General features: G+C 71.2%; 11 protein-coding genes and 1 tRNA gene. 8 read left to right on the plus strand and 4 right to left on the minus strand.

Annotated features, from left to right (window positions below):
• The first annotated feature begins 36 nt into the window (after nucleotides 1-36).
• The 5 genes from topA to ACFWY6_RS19780 all read left to right on the plus strand — a co-directional run bounded on the left by topA (nucleotide 37) and on the right by ACFWY6_RS19780 (nucleotide 9,470).
• Nucleotides 37-2,889, plus strand: coding sequence for a type I DNA topoisomerase (gene topA, locus ACFWY6_RS19760; RefSeq protein ID WP_384691873.1), 2,853 nt, complete (start codon nucleotides 37-39; stop codon nucleotides 2,887-2,889).
• 356 nt (nucleotides 2,890-3,245) lie between these two features.
• Nucleotides 3,246-6,269, plus strand: a complete 3,024-nt coding sequence (gene tmk, locus ACFWY6_RS19765) for a dTMP kinase (protein ID WP_384691876.1) — start codon at nucleotides 3,246-3,248, stop codon at nucleotides 6,267-6,269.
• A gap of 116 nt (nucleotides 6,270-6,385) precedes the next feature.
• Nucleotides 6,386-7,591 (plus strand): DNA polymerase III subunit delta', encoded by a 1,206-nt coding sequence (locus tag ACFWY6_RS19770; RefSeq protein WP_384691879.1) that lies wholly within the window; start codon nucleotides 6,386-6,388, stop codon nucleotides 7,589-7,591.
• 153 nt (nucleotides 7,592-7,744) lie between these two features.
• On the plus strand, nucleotides 7,745-9,289 hold the full coding sequence (locus ACFWY6_RS19775; protein WP_384691882.1) for an alpha/beta hydrolase: 1,545 nt from the start codon (nucleotides 7,745-7,747) through the stop codon (nucleotides 9,287-9,289).
• Nucleotides 9,290-9,396: 107 nt separating this feature from the next.
• A tRNA-Thr gene (locus ACFWY6_RS19780) sits at nucleotides 9,397-9,470 on the plus strand.
• Between the two features lie 60 nt (nucleotides 9,471-9,530).
• Here ACFWY6_RS19780 and ACFWY6_RS19785 read toward each other — a convergent pair.
• A complete protein-coding gene (locus tag ACFWY6_RS19785) occupies nucleotides 9,531-10,118 on the minus strand; it encodes a hypothetical protein (protein ID WP_384691884.1) in 588 nt (195 codons plus the stop codon).
• A gap of 89 nt (nucleotides 10,119-10,207) precedes the next feature.
• On the opposite strand from ACFWY6_RS19785, the gene ACFWY6_RS19790 reads away from it, so the two are divergent.
• Nucleotides 10,208-10,801: a TetR/AcrR family transcriptional regulator gene (locus ACFWY6_RS19790; RefSeq protein ID WP_361819300.1), complete on the plus strand. Its 594-nt coding sequence runs from the start codon at nucleotides 10,208-10,210 to the stop codon at nucleotides 10,799-10,801.
• Nucleotides 10,802-10,826: 25 nt separating this feature from the next.
• Here ACFWY6_RS19790 and ACFWY6_RS19795 read toward each other — a convergent pair whose 3' ends face one another.
• Nucleotides 10,827-11,600 carry a DUF2182 domain-containing protein gene (locus ACFWY6_RS19795; protein ID WP_384691887.1) on the minus strand — a complete coding sequence of 258 codons (774 nt, stop codon included), beginning with the start codon at nucleotides 11,598-11,600 and terminating at the stop codon, nucleotides 10,827-10,829.
• Between the two features lie 153 nt (nucleotides 11,601-11,753).
• On the opposite strand from ACFWY6_RS19795, the gene ACFWY6_RS19800 reads away from it, so the two are divergent.
• Nucleotides 11,754-12,437 (plus strand): DUF1326 domain-containing protein, encoded by a 684-nt coding sequence (locus ACFWY6_RS19800; protein ID WP_384691890.1) that lies wholly within the window; start codon nucleotides 11,754-11,756, stop codon nucleotides 12,435-12,437.
• Between the two features lie 6 nt (nucleotides 12,438-12,443).
• Here the strand turns inward: ACFWY6_RS19800 and ACFWY6_RS19805 are convergent, their stop codons facing one another.
• On the minus strand, nucleotides 12,444-12,920 hold the full coding sequence (locus tag ACFWY6_RS19805; protein WP_384691892.1) for an FxLYD domain-containing protein: 477 nt from the start codon (nucleotides 12,918-12,920) through the stop codon (nucleotides 12,444-12,446).
• A gap of 83 nt (nucleotides 12,921-13,003) precedes the next feature.
• Complete coding sequence (locus ACFWY6_RS19810; protein ID WP_384691894.1) at nucleotides 13,004-13,789, minus strand: alpha/beta fold hydrolase; 786 nt, start codon at nucleotides 13,787-13,789, stop codon at nucleotides 13,004-13,006.
• Between the two features lie 143 nt (nucleotides 13,790-13,932).
• Here ACFWY6_RS19810 and ACFWY6_RS19815 point away from each other — a divergent pair.
• The coding region (locus ACFWY6_RS19815; RefSeq protein ID WP_384691896.1) for a PLP-dependent aminotransferase family protein at nucleotides 13,933-14,980 on the plus strand (1,048 nt) is incomplete at its 3' end.

A 14,980-nucleotide genomic window follows, 5' to 3' on the forward strand; every position in this document is an offset into this window, starting at 1 on the left:
CGGCCACCGAGTACCGATCCGGAGAGAAGAGCGAAGTTGTCCCCGACCAGCGAGACCGCAAAGGGCGGCCGCCGACTCGTCATCGTCGAGTCGCCTGCCAAGGCGAAGACGATCAAGGGTTACCTCGGCCCCGGCTACGTAGTCGAGGCGAGCGTCGGGCACATCCGCGACCTGCCGAACGGCGCCGCCGAGGTGCCCGAGAAGTACACCGGCGAGGTGCGCCGCCTCGGCGTGGACGTCGAGCATGACTTCCAGCCGATCTATGTCGTGAACTCCGACAAGAAGGCGCAGGTCAAGAAGCTCAAAGACCTGCTGAAGGACTCCGACGAACTCTTCCTCGCCACCGATGAGGACCGCGAGGGCGAAGCCATCGCGTGGCACCTCCAGGAAGTCCTGAAGCCCAAGGTCCCGGTCCACCGGATGGTCTTCCACGAGATCACCAAGGACGCGATCCGCGAGGCCGTCGCCAACCCGCGCGAGCTCAACAAGCGCATGGTCGACGCCCAGGAGACCCGCCGGATCCTCGACCGTCTCTACGGCTACGAGGTCTCGCCGGTCCTGTGGAAGAAGGTCATGCCGCGCCTGTCGGCCGGCCGTGTCCAGTCCGTGGCGACCCGCCTCGTCGTCGAGCGTGAGCGCGAGCGCATCGCCTTCCGCTCCGCCGAGTACTGGGACTTGACGGGTACGTTCGGCACGGGCCGCACCGGTGACGCGTCCGACCCCTCGCAGCTGGTCGCCCGCCTCACCACGGTCGACGGCAAGCGCATCGCGCAGGGCCGCGACTTCAACTCGGTCGGGCAGCTCAAGTCCGACACGCTGCACCTCGACGAGACGAACGCACGCGCGCTCGCCGCGGCCCTGGAGAACACCCGGTTCTCGGTCCGCTCCGTCGAGTCCAAGCCCTACCGCCGCTCTCCGTACGCGCCGTTCCGTACGACGACGATGCAGCAGGAGGCCTCGCGCAAGCTCGGCTTCGGTGCGAAGGCGACCATGCAGGTGGCCCAGAAGCTGTACGAGAACGGCTTCATCACCTACATGCGTACGGACTCCACGACGCTGTCCGACACGGCCATCGGCGCCGCTCGCGCCCAGGTCACGCAGCTGTACGGCGCCGACTACCTGCCGGACAAGCCCCGCACGTACGCCGGGAAGGTCAAGAACGCGCAGGAGGCGCACGAGGCGATCCGTCCCTCGGGTGATCGTTTCCGCACGCCCGCCGAGACCGGCCTGACCGGTGACCAGTTCCGGCTCTACGAGCTGATCTGGAAGCGGACCGTCGCCTCCCAGATGAAGGACGCGACCGGAAACTCCGTCACGGTGAAGATCGGCGGCACCGCGGCCGACGGCCGCGACGCCGAGTTCAGCGCGTCCGGCAAGACCATCACCTTCCACGGCTTCCTCAAGGCGTACGTCGAGGGCGCGGACGACCCGAACGCCGAGCTGGACGACCGCGAGCGCAGGCTGCCGCAGGTCAGCGAGGGCGACGCGCTCTCCGCCGAGGAGATCTCGGTCGACGGCCACGCGACGAAGCCCCCGGCCCGCTACACCGAGGCGTCGCTGGTCAAGGAGCTGGAAGAGCGCGAGATCGGTCGCCCGTCGACGTACGCGTCGATCATCGGGACCATCCTCGACCGCGGGTACGTCTTCAAGAAGGGGACGGCCCTCGTGCCCTCCTTCCTGAGCTTCGCGGTCGTCAACCTGCTCGAGAAGCACTTCGGGCGGCTCGTCGACTACGACTTCACCGCACGCATGGAGGACGACCTCGACCGCATCGCGCGGGGCGAGGCGCAGGCCGTGCCGTGGCTGAAGCGGTTCTACTTCGGCGAGGGCGACGACGCGGGGGCCGCCTCCAGCGCGGGCAACGGCGACGGCGACCACCTCGGCGGGCTCAAGGAGCTGGTGACCGACCTGGGCGCGATCGACGCCAGGGAGATCTCCTCCTTCCCCGTCGGCGAGGGCATCGTGCTGCGGGTCGGCCGCTACGGCCCGTACATCGAGCGGGGCGAGAAGGACGCGGAGGGCCACCAGCGCGCCGATGTGCCCGACGATCTGCCGCCGGACGAGCTGACCGTCGACTACGCCGAGGAGCTGCTCGCCAAGCCGAGCGGTGACTTCGCGCTGGGCACCGACCCCACGTCGGGTCACGAGATCGTCGCCAAGGACGGGCGCTACGGCCCGTACGTCACCGAGGTGCTCCCCGAGGGCACTCCGAAGACCGGCAAGAACGCGGTCAAGCCGCGGACGGCCTCGCTCTTCAAGTCCATGTCGCTCGACACGGTGACGCTTGAGGACGCGCTGAAGCTGATGTCCCTGCCGCGTGTGGTGGGTGCCGACGCCGAGGGCGTCGAGATCACCGCGCAGAACGGGCGCTACGGGCCGTACCTGAAGAAGGGCACGGACTCGCGGTCCATCGAGACCGAGGAGCAGCTCTTCAACATCACGTTGGAAGAGGCGCTCGCGATCTACGCGCAGCCCAAGCAGCGGGGGCGGGCCGCGGCCAAGCCGCCGCTGAAGGAGCTCGGCGAGGACCCGGTGAGCGGGAAGCCGGTCGTCGTCAAGGACGGGCGCTTCGGCGCGTACGTCACCGATGGCGAGACGAACGCGACGCTGCGGGCGGCGGACTCCGTCGAGGACATCACTCCTGAGCGGGGCTACGAGCTGCTCGCGGAGAAGCGGGCGAAGGGGCCGGCCAAGAAGACCGCCAAGAAGGCGGCGAAGAAGGCTCCGGCGAAGAAGGCTGCCGCCAAGAAGACCGCGGCCAAGAAGACGGCGACTTCTAAGACTGCGGCCAAGAAGACTGCCGCCAAGAAGACGACGGCTACGGCTACGGCTGCGGCTGCGGCGAAGAAGGCTGCGGCTTCTAGTAAGGCTGCTGCTTCGGAGGACTGACGTTTCCCTTGCCGGGCGCCTGGTTTGTCGGTACCCGGCAGCGGGGCGTTGTGCCCACCCGTTCCGCCGTGCGGAACGCCTGCCCACAACGGGGGCGGTCTGGGTGGGGTGCGCCGTGTGGAACGTCTGCCCACGACGGGGGCGGCTGGGTGGGATAGGTCGTGTGGAACGTCTGCCCACAACGGGGGCGATCTGGGTGGGGTACGCCGTGTGGAACGCCTGCCCACAACGCGAGCGGGTACTTGCCCGTACCGGGGGCGGCCCGGGTGGGGTTTGGCGTGCGGAGTGCCGCAACTAGGCGGGCGTATGTTCGGGCGGCCACTCGGGGAAGCCGTGCGTCCAGATAGGCTGGACGGATGACGCGTGCCGAGCAGCCAACGGCCGGGAACCCGGCCCCCGACGACGCCCTGGTCGCAGATTCCCGAGAGCGTGCCGTCCGCGCGTTGCTGCGCACACCGCAGCTGAAGCGGCTGTGGAGCGCACAGCTCGTCGGCGGTGTCGGCGACGCACTCGCGCTCCTCGTCCTGGTGGTCCTCGCCCTGCAGGCGGCGATCTCCGAGGCGGCCTTCGGGGGCGGGTACCGAGGGGTCGCGTTCGCCGTAACCGCTGTCTTCGGAGCACGCGTTCTCGCGACGCTGCTCTTCGGAGCGGTGCTTCTCGGACCGCTCAGCTCGCTCACCTCGCCCGACGGGCCGCTGGACCGGCGCTGGACGATGGTCGTGGCGGACGGTCTGCGGGCCGCGCTGCTGATCGTCGCGCCGCTGTGGATCGACTGGACTTCGGAGAACGCGCTCGCGGTGCTCCTTGTCACCGCCTTCGTGATCGGCGTCGCCGAGCGCTTCTGGACGGTGTGCCGGGAGAGCGCGGCGCCCGCGCTGCTGCCCGCGCCGCCCCTGGAGGGCGCGACGGTACGGCCGCTGCCGGACCACATGGACGCGCTGCGGCGCCTGTCGCTGCGTACGGGATTCGTGGCGCTGCCCATCGCGGCCGCCGCGCTCGTCACCGTCACGCTGATCGGCAACCTCCTCGGTGCCGGTCTCGAGTGGTTCGAGGTGCACCAGGCGGGGCTCGCCTCGTTCGTCGCCGCCGGGCTCTTCGCGGCCTCGCTGTCGATCGTCTACTTCCTCGAACTTCCCGCCACGCAGACGCCACGCGCGCGTAGCCCCCTCGAAGGGCTCCGCAGGCCGCGCACCGGCGCCGGCACCGACAAGGGCCGCACCGGCGCGATCCCGCTGCTCGTCGCCGCCTGCGCCGCGATCGCCGGGGCCATCGCGGCCGCTGTGGCCGTCGCCGTGCTGCACGCCAAGGACCTGGACGGCGGGCCCGTCACGTACGGCCTGATCGTCCTCGCGCTGACCGGCGGCACCGCCGTCGGCATCCGTACGGCACCCTCCGTGCTGCCCTCGCTGTCGCGCCGCCGGCTGCTCGCGCTCGCCATCGCCGTCACCGGCGTCGCACTGCTCGCCGCGGGCCTGGTGCCCGACGTGACGACCGTGCTGCTGCTCCTCGCGCTCACCGGTGTGGCCGCGGGCATCGCCGCCAACACCGGGCACGCGCTGCTCGACCAGGAGGTCGAGGACTACCGGCGGGCCCGCACGACCGAGCATCTCCAGGCGGTCGTACGTCTCTTCGTGGCGCTGGGCGCCCTGGTGGCCCCCGTGGTCGCCGCCGCGATCGGCCCGCACCGCTTCGTCAACGGCAAGTTCGTCTTCGACCACGGAGGCGCCGCCTTCACGCTGATGCTGGTGGGCGCGCTGCTCCTGCCGGTGGCCGCGCTGGTGCTCGCCAAGGTCGACGACCGGCAGGGCGTACCGCTGCGGCACGATCTGCGCGACGCGCTGCGCGGCGGCGACGACCCGCTGCAGGCACCCGCAGGCACGGGCTTCTTCATCGCCCTGGAGGGCGGCGACGGCGCGGGCAAGTCGACGCAGGCCGAGGCGCTCGCCGAGTGGATCCGGGCCAAGGGCCACGAGGTCGTGGTGACGCGCGAGCCGGGAGCTACCCCGGTGGGGAAGCGGCTGCGGTCGATCCTGCTCGATGTGTCTTCGGCCGGGCTTTCGCACCGGGCCGAGGCGCTGCTGTACGCGGCCGACCGCGCCGAGCACGTCGACACCGTCGTACGGCCCGCCCTTGAGCGTGGCGCCGTGGTCATCTCCGACCGGTACATCGACTCGTCGGTCGCCTACCAGGGCGCGGGCCGCGACCTGTCGCCGACCGAGGTCGCCCGGATCAACCGGTGGGCAACGGGCGGACTCGTACCGCATCTGACGTGCCTGCTCGACGTGTCCCCCGAGGCCGCCCGCGAGCGGTTCACGGAGGCGCCCGACCGTCTTGAGTCGGAGCCCGCCGAGTTCCACGCGCGCGTGCGGTCCGGTTTCCTGACGCTCGCCGCCGCCGACCCGGGGCGCTACCTGGTGGTCGACGCGGCGCAGGAGCCGGAGGCCGTCACCACCGTGATCCGGCACCGGCTCGACCTCGTGCTTCCGCTCTCCGAGGCCGAGGTGAAGGCGCAGGAGGAGGCCCGCAAGGCCGCCGAGGAAGAGGCGCGCCGCAAGGCCGAGGAAGAGGCCGTGCGGAAGGCCGAGGAGGAGCGGATCGAGCGCGAGCGCCAGGAGCAGATCGCCAAGCTCCGCGCCGAGGAGGAGGAGCGCGCGCGCCGCGAGCTGGAGGAGGCGCAGCGCCTGGAGGCCGAGCGGCAGGCGGAGGAGGCCAGGCAGCGCGCCGAGGAGGCGAAGCGCCGGGCCGAGGAGGAGCAGGCGCGACTGCTCGCCGAGGAGAAGGTGCGCGCGGCCGAGGAGGCGCGGCGCCGCCGGGAGGCGGAGGAAGAGGCGCGGCTTCGGGCCGAGGCGGAGGCGCGGCGGATCGAGAAGCAGCGCAAGGCCGAGGAGGCGTTGCTGCGGGCCGAGGAGGCGCGCAGGCTGGCCGCGGCTCAGGCCGAGGCGGCTTCCGCGCGGGCGGCGGCTTCCGCTGCTGCGGCTTCCGCTCCTGCCCCTGCTCCCGCCCCTGCTCCTGCTCCTGCGCCGGACAACGAGACGACCGTGCCCACGCCTGTCGTGACCCCGCAGACCTCCGGGGCTGAGGACACCGAGGTGATGCCGCAGCCGCCGACCCCCGCCGGGGCCGTGGACGAGACGGCGGTGCTGCCGCAGGTCCGGGAGGACAAGGTGCCGCCGGGGTACTTCCGGGACGAGCGCCCGTCGCCTGCCGGCGGGAACGACCGGACCCGCGAGCTGCCCCAGGTCGACGAGCAGGGCGCGCCCCGGCAGCGGCCGCGCTCCGACTGGGCGGAGGAGACTCCGCTGGACGATCTGCCGTCCTTGGCGGATGAGTTGCTCGGTTCGCGGGACGACGAGGACGACCGCGGGCGGAACGGGCGCTGAGCACTGCGGTGCCGGTGCCCGCACCGCGAGCGGCGGGCGTTGTCAGTGGGCTGCCCCACAATGAAACCGGCAGCGAGAAACCGGCAGCGAAAAGTGCAAGGCGGAGGCGGTGACCCATGGCCGTATGGGATGACCTGGTGGGCCAGGAGCGGGTGAGTGAGCAGCTGGGGGCTGCCGCTCGGGACGCCGACGCCCTCGTCACCGCCGTGGCCGCGGGCACCGCGCCCCCCGAGGCGTCGAAGATGACGCACGCCTGGCTCTTCACCGGGCCGCCCGGCTCCGGGCGGTCCACCGCCGCCCGCGCCTTCGCCGCCGCGCTCCAGTGCACGAGCCCGGACCGCGCGCTCGGCGGCGTACCCGGCTGCGGATTCTGCGACGGATGTCATACGAGCCTGGTCGGTACGCACGCCGACGTGGAAGTGGTGCGTACGGACCTGCTGTCCATCGGCGTGAAGGAGACCCGCGACCTCGTGCGGCGAGCCCAGCTCTCACCCGCCGGAGGACGCTGGCAGGTCATCGTCCTGGAGGACGCCGACCGCCTCACCGAGGGCGCGGGCAACGTCCTCCTGAAGGCCGTCGAGGAGCCCGCGCCCCGCACGGTGTGGCTGCTCTGCGCGCCCTCCCTGGAGGACGTGCTGCCCACGATCCGCTCCCGCTGCCGCCATCTGACGCTGCGCACGCCCTCTGTGGACGCCGTCGCCGACGTGCTCGTACGACGTGACGGCATCGAGCCGGATGTCGCCGCGGCAGCCGCCCGTGCCACGCAGGGTCACATCGGCCGCGCCCGGCGCCTGGCGACCGACCCGCGGGCGCGCGAGCGCCGGGCCGCCGTGCTCAAGATGCCGCTGCGGGTCGAGGAGATCGGCGGCTGCCTCAAGGCCGCGCAGGAGCTGATCGACACGGCGGGCGAGGACGCGAAGCAGGTCGCCGAAGAGGTCGACGTGAAGGAGACGGACGACCTGAAGGCGGCGCTCGGCGCGGAGAAGGGCGGCCGGATGCCGCGTGGCACGGCGGGCGTGATGAAGGACCTGGAGGACAGGCAGAAGCGCCGCAGGACCCGCACCCAGCGCGACAGCCTCGACCTCGCCCTGATCGACCTGACCGGTGTCTACAGAGACGTGCTTACGCTGCAGCTCGGCTCCCGCGTGGCCATCGCCAACACGGAGGTGCAGGACATGCTGGAGCGCATGGCGCGCGGCACCTCACCCGAGTCCACGCTCCGCCGCATCGAGGCGATCAGCGCCTGCCGCACCGCCCTGGACCGCAATGTGGCCCCGCTCCTTGCGGTCGAGGCGATGACGATGGCGCTGCGCGCGGGCTGACCGGCCCCTCCGGAGAGGCCGCCTCCGGAGACGCCCCCTCCGGAGGGGCTCTCTTCGGAGGGGCGAACGCGACATTCCCGCCCGGAGGTTGACCAAGTCACCCATACGAGCACTTAGGGCGACCGAGTGATCGCGGACGGTTACTCTCGCCTGATGCGCATCGTCAGAGGACTCCGTACCCCAGCCGCCGTGTTCCTGGCCGCCGGTCTGCTGATCTCCGGCTGCTCGGCCGGGAGCTCGACGGCGGACGCGTCCATGGCCGCGCTGCCCCGCGCGACTCCGGAAGGGCTTGTGCCCTTCTACGGGCAGAAGCTGAAGTGGCGCGAGTGCGGCGTCCCGGGCTTCGAGTGCTCCACGATGAAGGCGCCGCTGGACTACGACAAGCCGGGCGGCGAGGAGATCGAACTGGCCGTCTCCCGCAAGAAGGCCACGGGCCCCGGCAAGCGCCTCGGCTCGCTCCAGGTCAACCCGGGCGGTCCCGGCGGCTCGGCGATCGGCTATCTCCAGTCGTACGCGGCGCTCGGTTACCCCCAAGAGGTCCGCGCCCGCTACGACATGGTCGCCGTCGACCCGCGCGGCGTGGCCCGCAGCGAGCCCGTCAACTGCCTCGACGGCAAGCAGATGGACGCGTACACGCAGACGGACATCACTCCCGACGACACGCGCGAGACGGGCGAACTCACCGCCTCCTTCAAGGAGTTCGCGGAGGGCTGCGAGAAGCGGTCCGCCGAGATGCTCCCGCATGTCTCCACGGTCGAGGCCGCCCGCGACATGGACCTCCTGCGGGAGGTGCTCGGCGACGAGAAGCTGACGTACGTGGGCGCTTCGTACGGCACGTTCCTGGGGGCGACGTACGCCGGGCTCTATCCCGACCGCGTCGGCCGCCTGGTCCTGGACGGCGCGATGGACCCGTCGCTGTCGGCCCGGCGGATGAACCGCGACCAGACGGCGGGGTTCGAGACGGCGTTCCAGTCGTTCGCCAAGGACTGCGTGCGGCAGGCGGACTGCCCGCTGGGCACGGAGAACCCCCAGGACGCGGGGAAGCGCCTGAAGTCCTTCTTCGACGACCTGGACGGCGCGCCGATCCCCGCCGGGGACCCCGACGGCCGCAAGCTCGGCGAGGCGCTCGCCACGACGGGCGTGATCGCCGCGATGTACGACGAGGCGGCCTGGCCGCAGCTGCGCACGGCGCTGGACACGGCGATGAAGAACAAGGACGGCGCGGGCCTCCTCTCGCTCTCGGACAGCTACTACGAGCGCGACGGCGACGGAACGTACGCGAACCTCATGTTCGCCAACGCGGCCGTGAACTGCCTGGACCTGCCGCCCGCCTTCACCTCCCCCGACGAGGTGAAGAAGTCACTCCCCGACTTCGACAAGGCATCCCCGGTCTTCGGCAAGGGCCTCGCCTGGGCCTCGCTGAACTGCGCGTACTGGCCGGTGAAGGCGACGGGCGAGCCGCACCGCATCGAGGCGAAGGGCGCCGCCCCGATCGTCGTGGCCGGCACGACCCGCGACCCGGCCACCCCGTACCACTGGGCCGAGTCCCTGGCCGACCAGCTCTCCTCCGGCAAGCTCCTCACCTACGAGGGCGACGGCCACACGGCGTACGGCCGGGGCAGTGACTGCATCGACTCGACGATCAACGCCTACCTCCTGGACGGCACCGCCCCGAAGGACGGAAAGCGCTGCTCATAGCCGTGCCGGGGGCGCTCAGGGGGCTCTCGCGGGGGGTGTACGGAGCACCCCCGGAAACTGTGTAGACTTGGCGACGTTGCTGATCGCACCATAGGTGCGGGCAGCGCGCCGCCTTAGCTCAGATGGCCAGAGCAACGCACTCGTAATGCGTAGGTCTCGGGTTCGAATCCCGAAGGCGGCTCTGTGGAAGCCCCAGAACTCACTCGCCGTGATCTGGGGCTTTTGCTTTTGCCCGGGCCTCTCAGCGGGCGTATGAGCCGATGCCGACCAGGCAGTACACGTACTCGTTGATCGTCGTCCCGTTGAGGGTGTAGCGGGACGAGAAGGCGTACTGCGTCTGGGAGTTGTCGCTGCAGGCGCTCAGGTCCGACGTCATGGGGATGCTCTCGATCACCCGGTAGTGGGCGTCGGACGCGGAGCAGGACACCTCGTCGATGTCGCTGACCTCCTGCGCGGTCTCGGAGTTGGGCAGTGTGCCGTTGAGGCAGGTGCCCGAGTCGTACGGGGTCGGGGACTCGCTCGGGGGGCTCGTGGGGTCCACGGGGTCCATGGGGTCCGTGGCAGTGGCTGCGGGGTCGGTCGCGCTGTCGTATGGATCGTCGGTCTCGTACGGATCGTTGGAGTACGTCGGCGTGCTGGTCGACGGGTCGTAGGTCCCGTAGCTGGTCGTCGGGTCGGGGGCGGCGGTGCTGTCATCGCCGTCGCCCTGGTTCAGAAGCAGGATGACGAGGGCTACCGCGCCGACGACGCCGAGCACGGCCAGGCAGCCTCGGGCGGTGGAGCCGGGTGCGGCGGCCGGGCGGGGCGCGGGGGGTATGGGTTCGGACACCGGATCAGTGTGGGGCAGCGGGCAGTTTTTGTGGAGTGGATTTCTAGAAAATGGTTCTAGAAAATCTGTGGCTTACGCTGGGTGGCACCATGAGCCCCAAGCAACAACGCGGCGAGGAAACCGCCGACCGCCTCCTGGACGCCGCGCTCCAGGTGTACGCCGACTCCGGCGAGCAGGGCGTCACCGTCAGCGCCATCACCAAGGCCAGCGGTGTCAGCCTCGGCAGCCTCTATCACCACTTCGGCAGCATCGACGGCCTCATGATCGCCCTGCTGCAGCGCTGGCTCGGCCGGCTGCTCGGTGAGCTCGCCGCGGCCGTGGAGCGTTCCCGGACCGCCCGGACCGGCATCCGCGCCCTCGTGCGGGTCTACCTGACGTTCATCCAGGAGCACCCGGACGCGTCCCGGCTCCTGCACTCCTCCTACGCCGACCGGCTCGGGATGGCGCAGGCCAGGCAGCTCCGCGATGCCCAGGAGGCCAGGCTCTCGCCGATGGCCGCGTGGATGCGGCAGCACATCGAGTCGGGCGAGGTCGCCCCGCTGGCCGTGCCCTTGATCGAGGCGCTGGTCCTGGGGCCGGTCGTCGCGACCGCGCGCCGGTGGCTGTCCGGTATCGACGATGTCGACCTCGACGAGGCCGCGCGCGTCCTGCCGGAGAGGATTCTGCGGTCGCTCAGCCCCTGAGCGTCGATCACCCCCTGGGCGTCGATCACCCCCTGGGCGTCATCGTCATCGGCTCCATCGACGGGCCGTGATGTTCGAGGCCCGGCAGCAGCCAGCTCTGGAACGGGGCCAGTGCGGCCAGGACCAGGAACAGCACGCCGATCGCGGTGCTGAACACCGGGCCGAGGCGCCACAGTTTCTCGATGAAGATGATGACCGCCACGCCCGCCATCGCCGCGATGTTCATCGTGCCGAGCGGAATGAGGACGATCATGAGTCCCCAGCAGCAGCCGACGCAGTAGAGCCCGTGGTGGGCGCCGACGCGCAGGTCACGGGCGCGCGGGCGGTAGCCGGCGTAGCGCACGAGTTGGCCGATGGGGCTTCGGCAGTGGCGCAGGCACATGTTCTTCAGCGGGCTGAACTGGTGGAGTCCGGCTAGCAGGAAGGCGCCGGCGCCGATCCAGCGCCCGGCTTCGGGGTGGCTGTCGACGAGGTCGCCGGTCACGGTGAGAATCCCGTACACACAGAGACCGAACGCCGTCCAGGCGATCAGGTACCCGGCCACGAACTGGGCGATCCGTGCCGTGCGGGCGGCTCCGGAGGACTGACGGCCGATGGCCCGGACCCAGGTGATGGCCACCGGTGCCACGGACGGGAACATCATCGCGACCATCATGGTCACCCACAGCAGCAGGAACAGGGGCAGGCCGAGACCCATGGTCCCCGGCTCCATATCCATGTCCATGTCACCGGCCTGGGCGGCTGTGAGCAGCCACGCGAGCAGTGCGAGCACCACCATGACGGACCAGGCGATGGTCATCTCCCGGGCCGGGAGGAGATTGCCCGGCCTCAGGGGCGCGGAGAGCGCTGCCCGGTCATGGAACACAGTTCCAGGTCAGCACAGAAAGCGGCGGGTCGCGCGGCAGAGGGAGGACAATGGAGGTGCGGGCCCGGCCTCGAGGAGGCGGCGGATATGACTGAGGCAGCAGAGGCAGCAGAGTCGGCAGAGGCAGCAGCTTCGACTGTTCCGGCGTGGCATGCGTCCGGGGACTGGTTCGACACCTGCAAGTGCAATGTGCCGTGCCCGTGCTCGTTCGCCGAGCCGCCCACGTACGGAGACTGCGAGGGAGTCCTGGCCTGGCATGTACGCGAGGGGCACTACGGCGATGTTCCGCTGGACGGCCTCAACGTACTGATGCTCGGCTCGTTCGTCGGCAATGTGTGGGCCGAACACTCCGACGCGTACGCGGGCGTCTTCTTCGACGAGAGGGCCGACGACGCGCAGCGCGAGGCCTTGCAGATGATCTTCAGTGGTCAGGCGGGCAGCTGGCCCGCCGAAATGATCAGCATGTTCGGTGCCGAGATGCGTGGCATGGACTTCGCCCCCATCGACATTCAGGTCGACGACGACCTGGGCGGATGGCGGGCCACCGTTCCGGGCCGGGTCGAGGCCGGTGCGACGGCGCTCACCGGACCGACGACGCCCGAGGGCGCGCGCGTGCAGTCGACCAACCTGCCGGGATCGGAGACCGGTCCGGGCCAGGTCGCGACCTGGGGCCGCTCGACGGCCGACCGTGCCGACGCCTTCGGCTTCAGCTGGAGCCGCCAGGGGCAGTCCAGCAAGCACATCACCTTCGACTGGGCGGGGCCGGACTGAACCCGTTCAGTGGCGCAGCGCCCTGCGGATCTCCGCCTTCGGGGTGCCGGACAGGCTTCGGTTGCTGCGGGCCGTGCCGGACTTGGAGTCGCCGGGGCCCACGCCGTTGATGTTCAGGACGACCGTGTCGAGGAGGTTGCCGTCGCTGTCGCGGAAGTCGACGGAGATCGTGTAGTCCGCCTTCTTGTCCGTGCTGTTGGTGGCGGTGATCTCGGCGGTGGTCCGGTCGCCGTCGGGTTTTGTGGTGTCCGCGGCCTTCACGTCGCCCTTGGCGTTGACGCCGTCCTTGACCTTCTCCAGCTCGGAGGCCGCCGCCTCCGTGGCGGACGCGACCGCCTCGCCCGCCTTGGCCGTGGCCGATGCGACGGTGTCCTTGGCCTTGTCGACGTCTTCCTCCGAGCAGGCGGTGACCGTGAGGGCGAGCAGGGCGGTGCAGGCCGCGGCGGCGACACGGGTCGCGGTGGCGGTACGGGTGCGCTTCATGCCGCCCACCTTCGGGGCGACGGGCGGCGGGCGCGAGGTGGGGCAGTCCGTACGGGTGGGGGAGTGGGGGCGGAGGGGCAGGGTCAGGTGTTGATCCGGGTGAGCCATGTGCGCACCGCCGCGTTGAACACCTCCGGCTGCTCCAGGTTCGGCAGGTGGGCCGCCGACTCCACCACGCACAGTTCCGCGCCGGGGATCGCGTCGCGCATGGCCTCGGCGTCGGACACCGGTGTGTACGTGTCGTCACGGCCGACGACGACCAGGGCGGGGACCGTCACGCCGGTCAACAGGGCCCGGTAGTCCGGGCGTTCGGCCCTGCCCCGCAGGGCCGCCGCCGCGCCCTCCGGTGGCGAGGCCAGCATCATGCGGTGCACGTGGGCCGCGGCCCGCGGGTTGTACGGGGCCGCCATCTTGTCCAGTACTTCATCGGCGTACGGCTTCATGCCCTCGGCGAGGAGCCGGTCGGCCAGGGCGTTGCGCCAGGCCTTGCCCTCGTCCGTCTCGGCGGCAGGGAAGGTGTCGGCCAGGAGCAGGCCGCTGATCCGCTCGGGGAACAGGCGGAGGCACTCCATCGCGATCTGGCCGCCCATGGAGAGGCCGCCGAGTGCGCAGCGGGCCACGCCGAGGTGGTCGAGCAGGGCGAGGATGTCGGCGGCGAAGGTGGCGAAGGGGGTGGTGCCGGGGACCACGTCCGTTTCGCCGTAGCCGCGGAGGTCTGGGGTGATGACGCGGTGGGTCGCGGAGAAGGCGGTGCGCTGGGGGGTCCACATCGTGCGGTCGAAGGGGTGGCCGTGGATGAGGAGCAGGGGTGGGCCTGCGCCTTCGTCGTCGTAGCCGATGGTGATGCCGTTGAGGTGCGCGGTTGCCATGGGGGGAGGCTAGGCGGGGAAAACTCGGCGGTGCAATAGGGTCTTTGCTCTCGGTGCAATGTGCGCGGGGTGCGCGATTGCCGGGGGATCACGCGGGGGGATCTCGGTGTTGGCGGCTGCTGGATTTCTTGGGGGTTCGTGCTGTGGCGCGCAGTGACTATCGGCTCGTTGCCGATGAAGTGGCCGGGGAGATCGAGCGTGGCTTGTTGCGGCCGGGGGATCAGTTGCCCACGCAGCGGGCCTTCGCTCGGCAGCGGCGGATCGCCAACTCCACCGCCATCCGCGTGTACGGCGAGCTCGTGCGGCGGGGGCTCGCGGTGGGCGAGGTCGGGCGTGGCACCTTCGTCAGGGCCGCGCCCCCGCACCCCGGCGGGTCCGCCTCGCTCGCCGAGCGGCCGCGAGGGGCGGACGCGCCTCCGGTGAACCTGGAGCTCAACTACCCCGTCGCACAAGGGCAGTCCGAGCTGATGGCCCGCGGCATCGCCCCGCTGCTGCGGCCGGACGTCCTCCTTGAGGCGAGCCGCCCGGCCGCCGCCGACGGCACTCCCCAGGCGCGGGCGGCCGCCGCCGATGTGCTGGCACGGGCGGGCTGGCGGCCCGACCCCGCCCATGTCCTCTTCGCCGGCAACGGGCGGCAGGCCATCGCCGCCGCGATCTCGTCCCTCGTACGCCCTGGAGGCCGTCTCGGTGTCGAGGAGCTGACGTATCCGCTGGTCAAGGCCATTGCCGAGCGGCTCGGGGTGCGTCTGGTGCCGGTCGCCGTGGACGAGGAGGGGATGCGGCCGGACGCGCTGGCCGCCGTCCACCGCAGCGCTTCGCCGCTCAGCGCGGTGTACGTACAGCCGACGCTGCACAATCCGCTGTCCCTGACCGCCGGTCCGGAGCGGCGGGCCGAACTGGCGGGTGTGTTGGGGGAGTCGGATCTGTACGCGGTCGAGGACACCACGTGGGCCTTCCTCGCCGAGGACGCGCCCGCGCCGCTCGCCGCGTATGCACCGGACCGCACCGTCCTCGTCGACAGCCTCTCCAAGCGGCTCGCCCCCGGACTCACCGTGGGCATGCTGACCGCGCCGCCCGCCCATCTGGACGTTCTCGCGCGGACCCTGCGCTCCGGGGCCTGGACGGCGGGCGGGGTGAACCTGGAGGCCGCGGTGCGGTGGTGCGGCGACGGGACGGTGGACTCGGTGGTCG

It is taken from the genome of Streptomyces sp. NPDC059037 (genome assembly GCF_042740015.1).
In the GTDB taxonomy this organism is placed as follows: Bacteria; Actinomycetota; Actinomycetes; order Streptomycetales; family Streptomycetaceae; genus Streptomyces.

Bases quoted from the DNA above. Each gene is read 5' to 3' on its own strand.
- ACFWY6_RS19810 (WP_384691894.1), bottom strand. From the start codon at position 13,789: ATGGCAACCGCGCACCTCAACGGCATCACCATCGGCTACGACGACGAA.
- ACFWY6_RS19775 (WP_384691882.1), top strand. From the start codon at position 7,745: ATGCGCATCGTCAGAGGACTCCGTACCCCAGCCGCCGTGTTCCTGGCC.
- ACFWY6_RS19800 (WP_384691890.1), top strand. From the start codon at position 11,754: ATGACTGAGGCAGCAGAGGCAGCAGAGTCGGCAGAGGCAGCAGCTTCG.
- ACFWY6_RS19770 (WP_384691879.1), top strand. From the start codon at position 6,386: ATGGCCGTATGGGATGACCTGGTGGGCCAGGAGCGGGTGAGTGAGCAG.
- ACFWY6_RS19790 (WP_361819300.1), top strand. From the start codon at position 10,208: ATGAGCCCCAAGCAACAACGCGGCGAGGAAACCGCCGACCGCCTCCTG.
- ACFWY6_RS19805 (WP_384691892.1), bottom strand. From the start codon at position 12,920: ATGAAGCGCACCCGTACCGCCACCGCGACCCGTGTCGCCGCCGCGGCC.
- ACFWY6_RS19795 (WP_384691887.1), bottom strand. From the start codon at position 11,600: ATGACCATCGCCTGGTCCGTCATGGTGGTGCTCGCACTGCTCGCGTGG.
- tmk (WP_384691876.1), top strand. From the start codon at position 3,246: ATGACGCGTGCCGAGCAGCCAACGGCCGGGAACCCGGCCCCCGACGAC.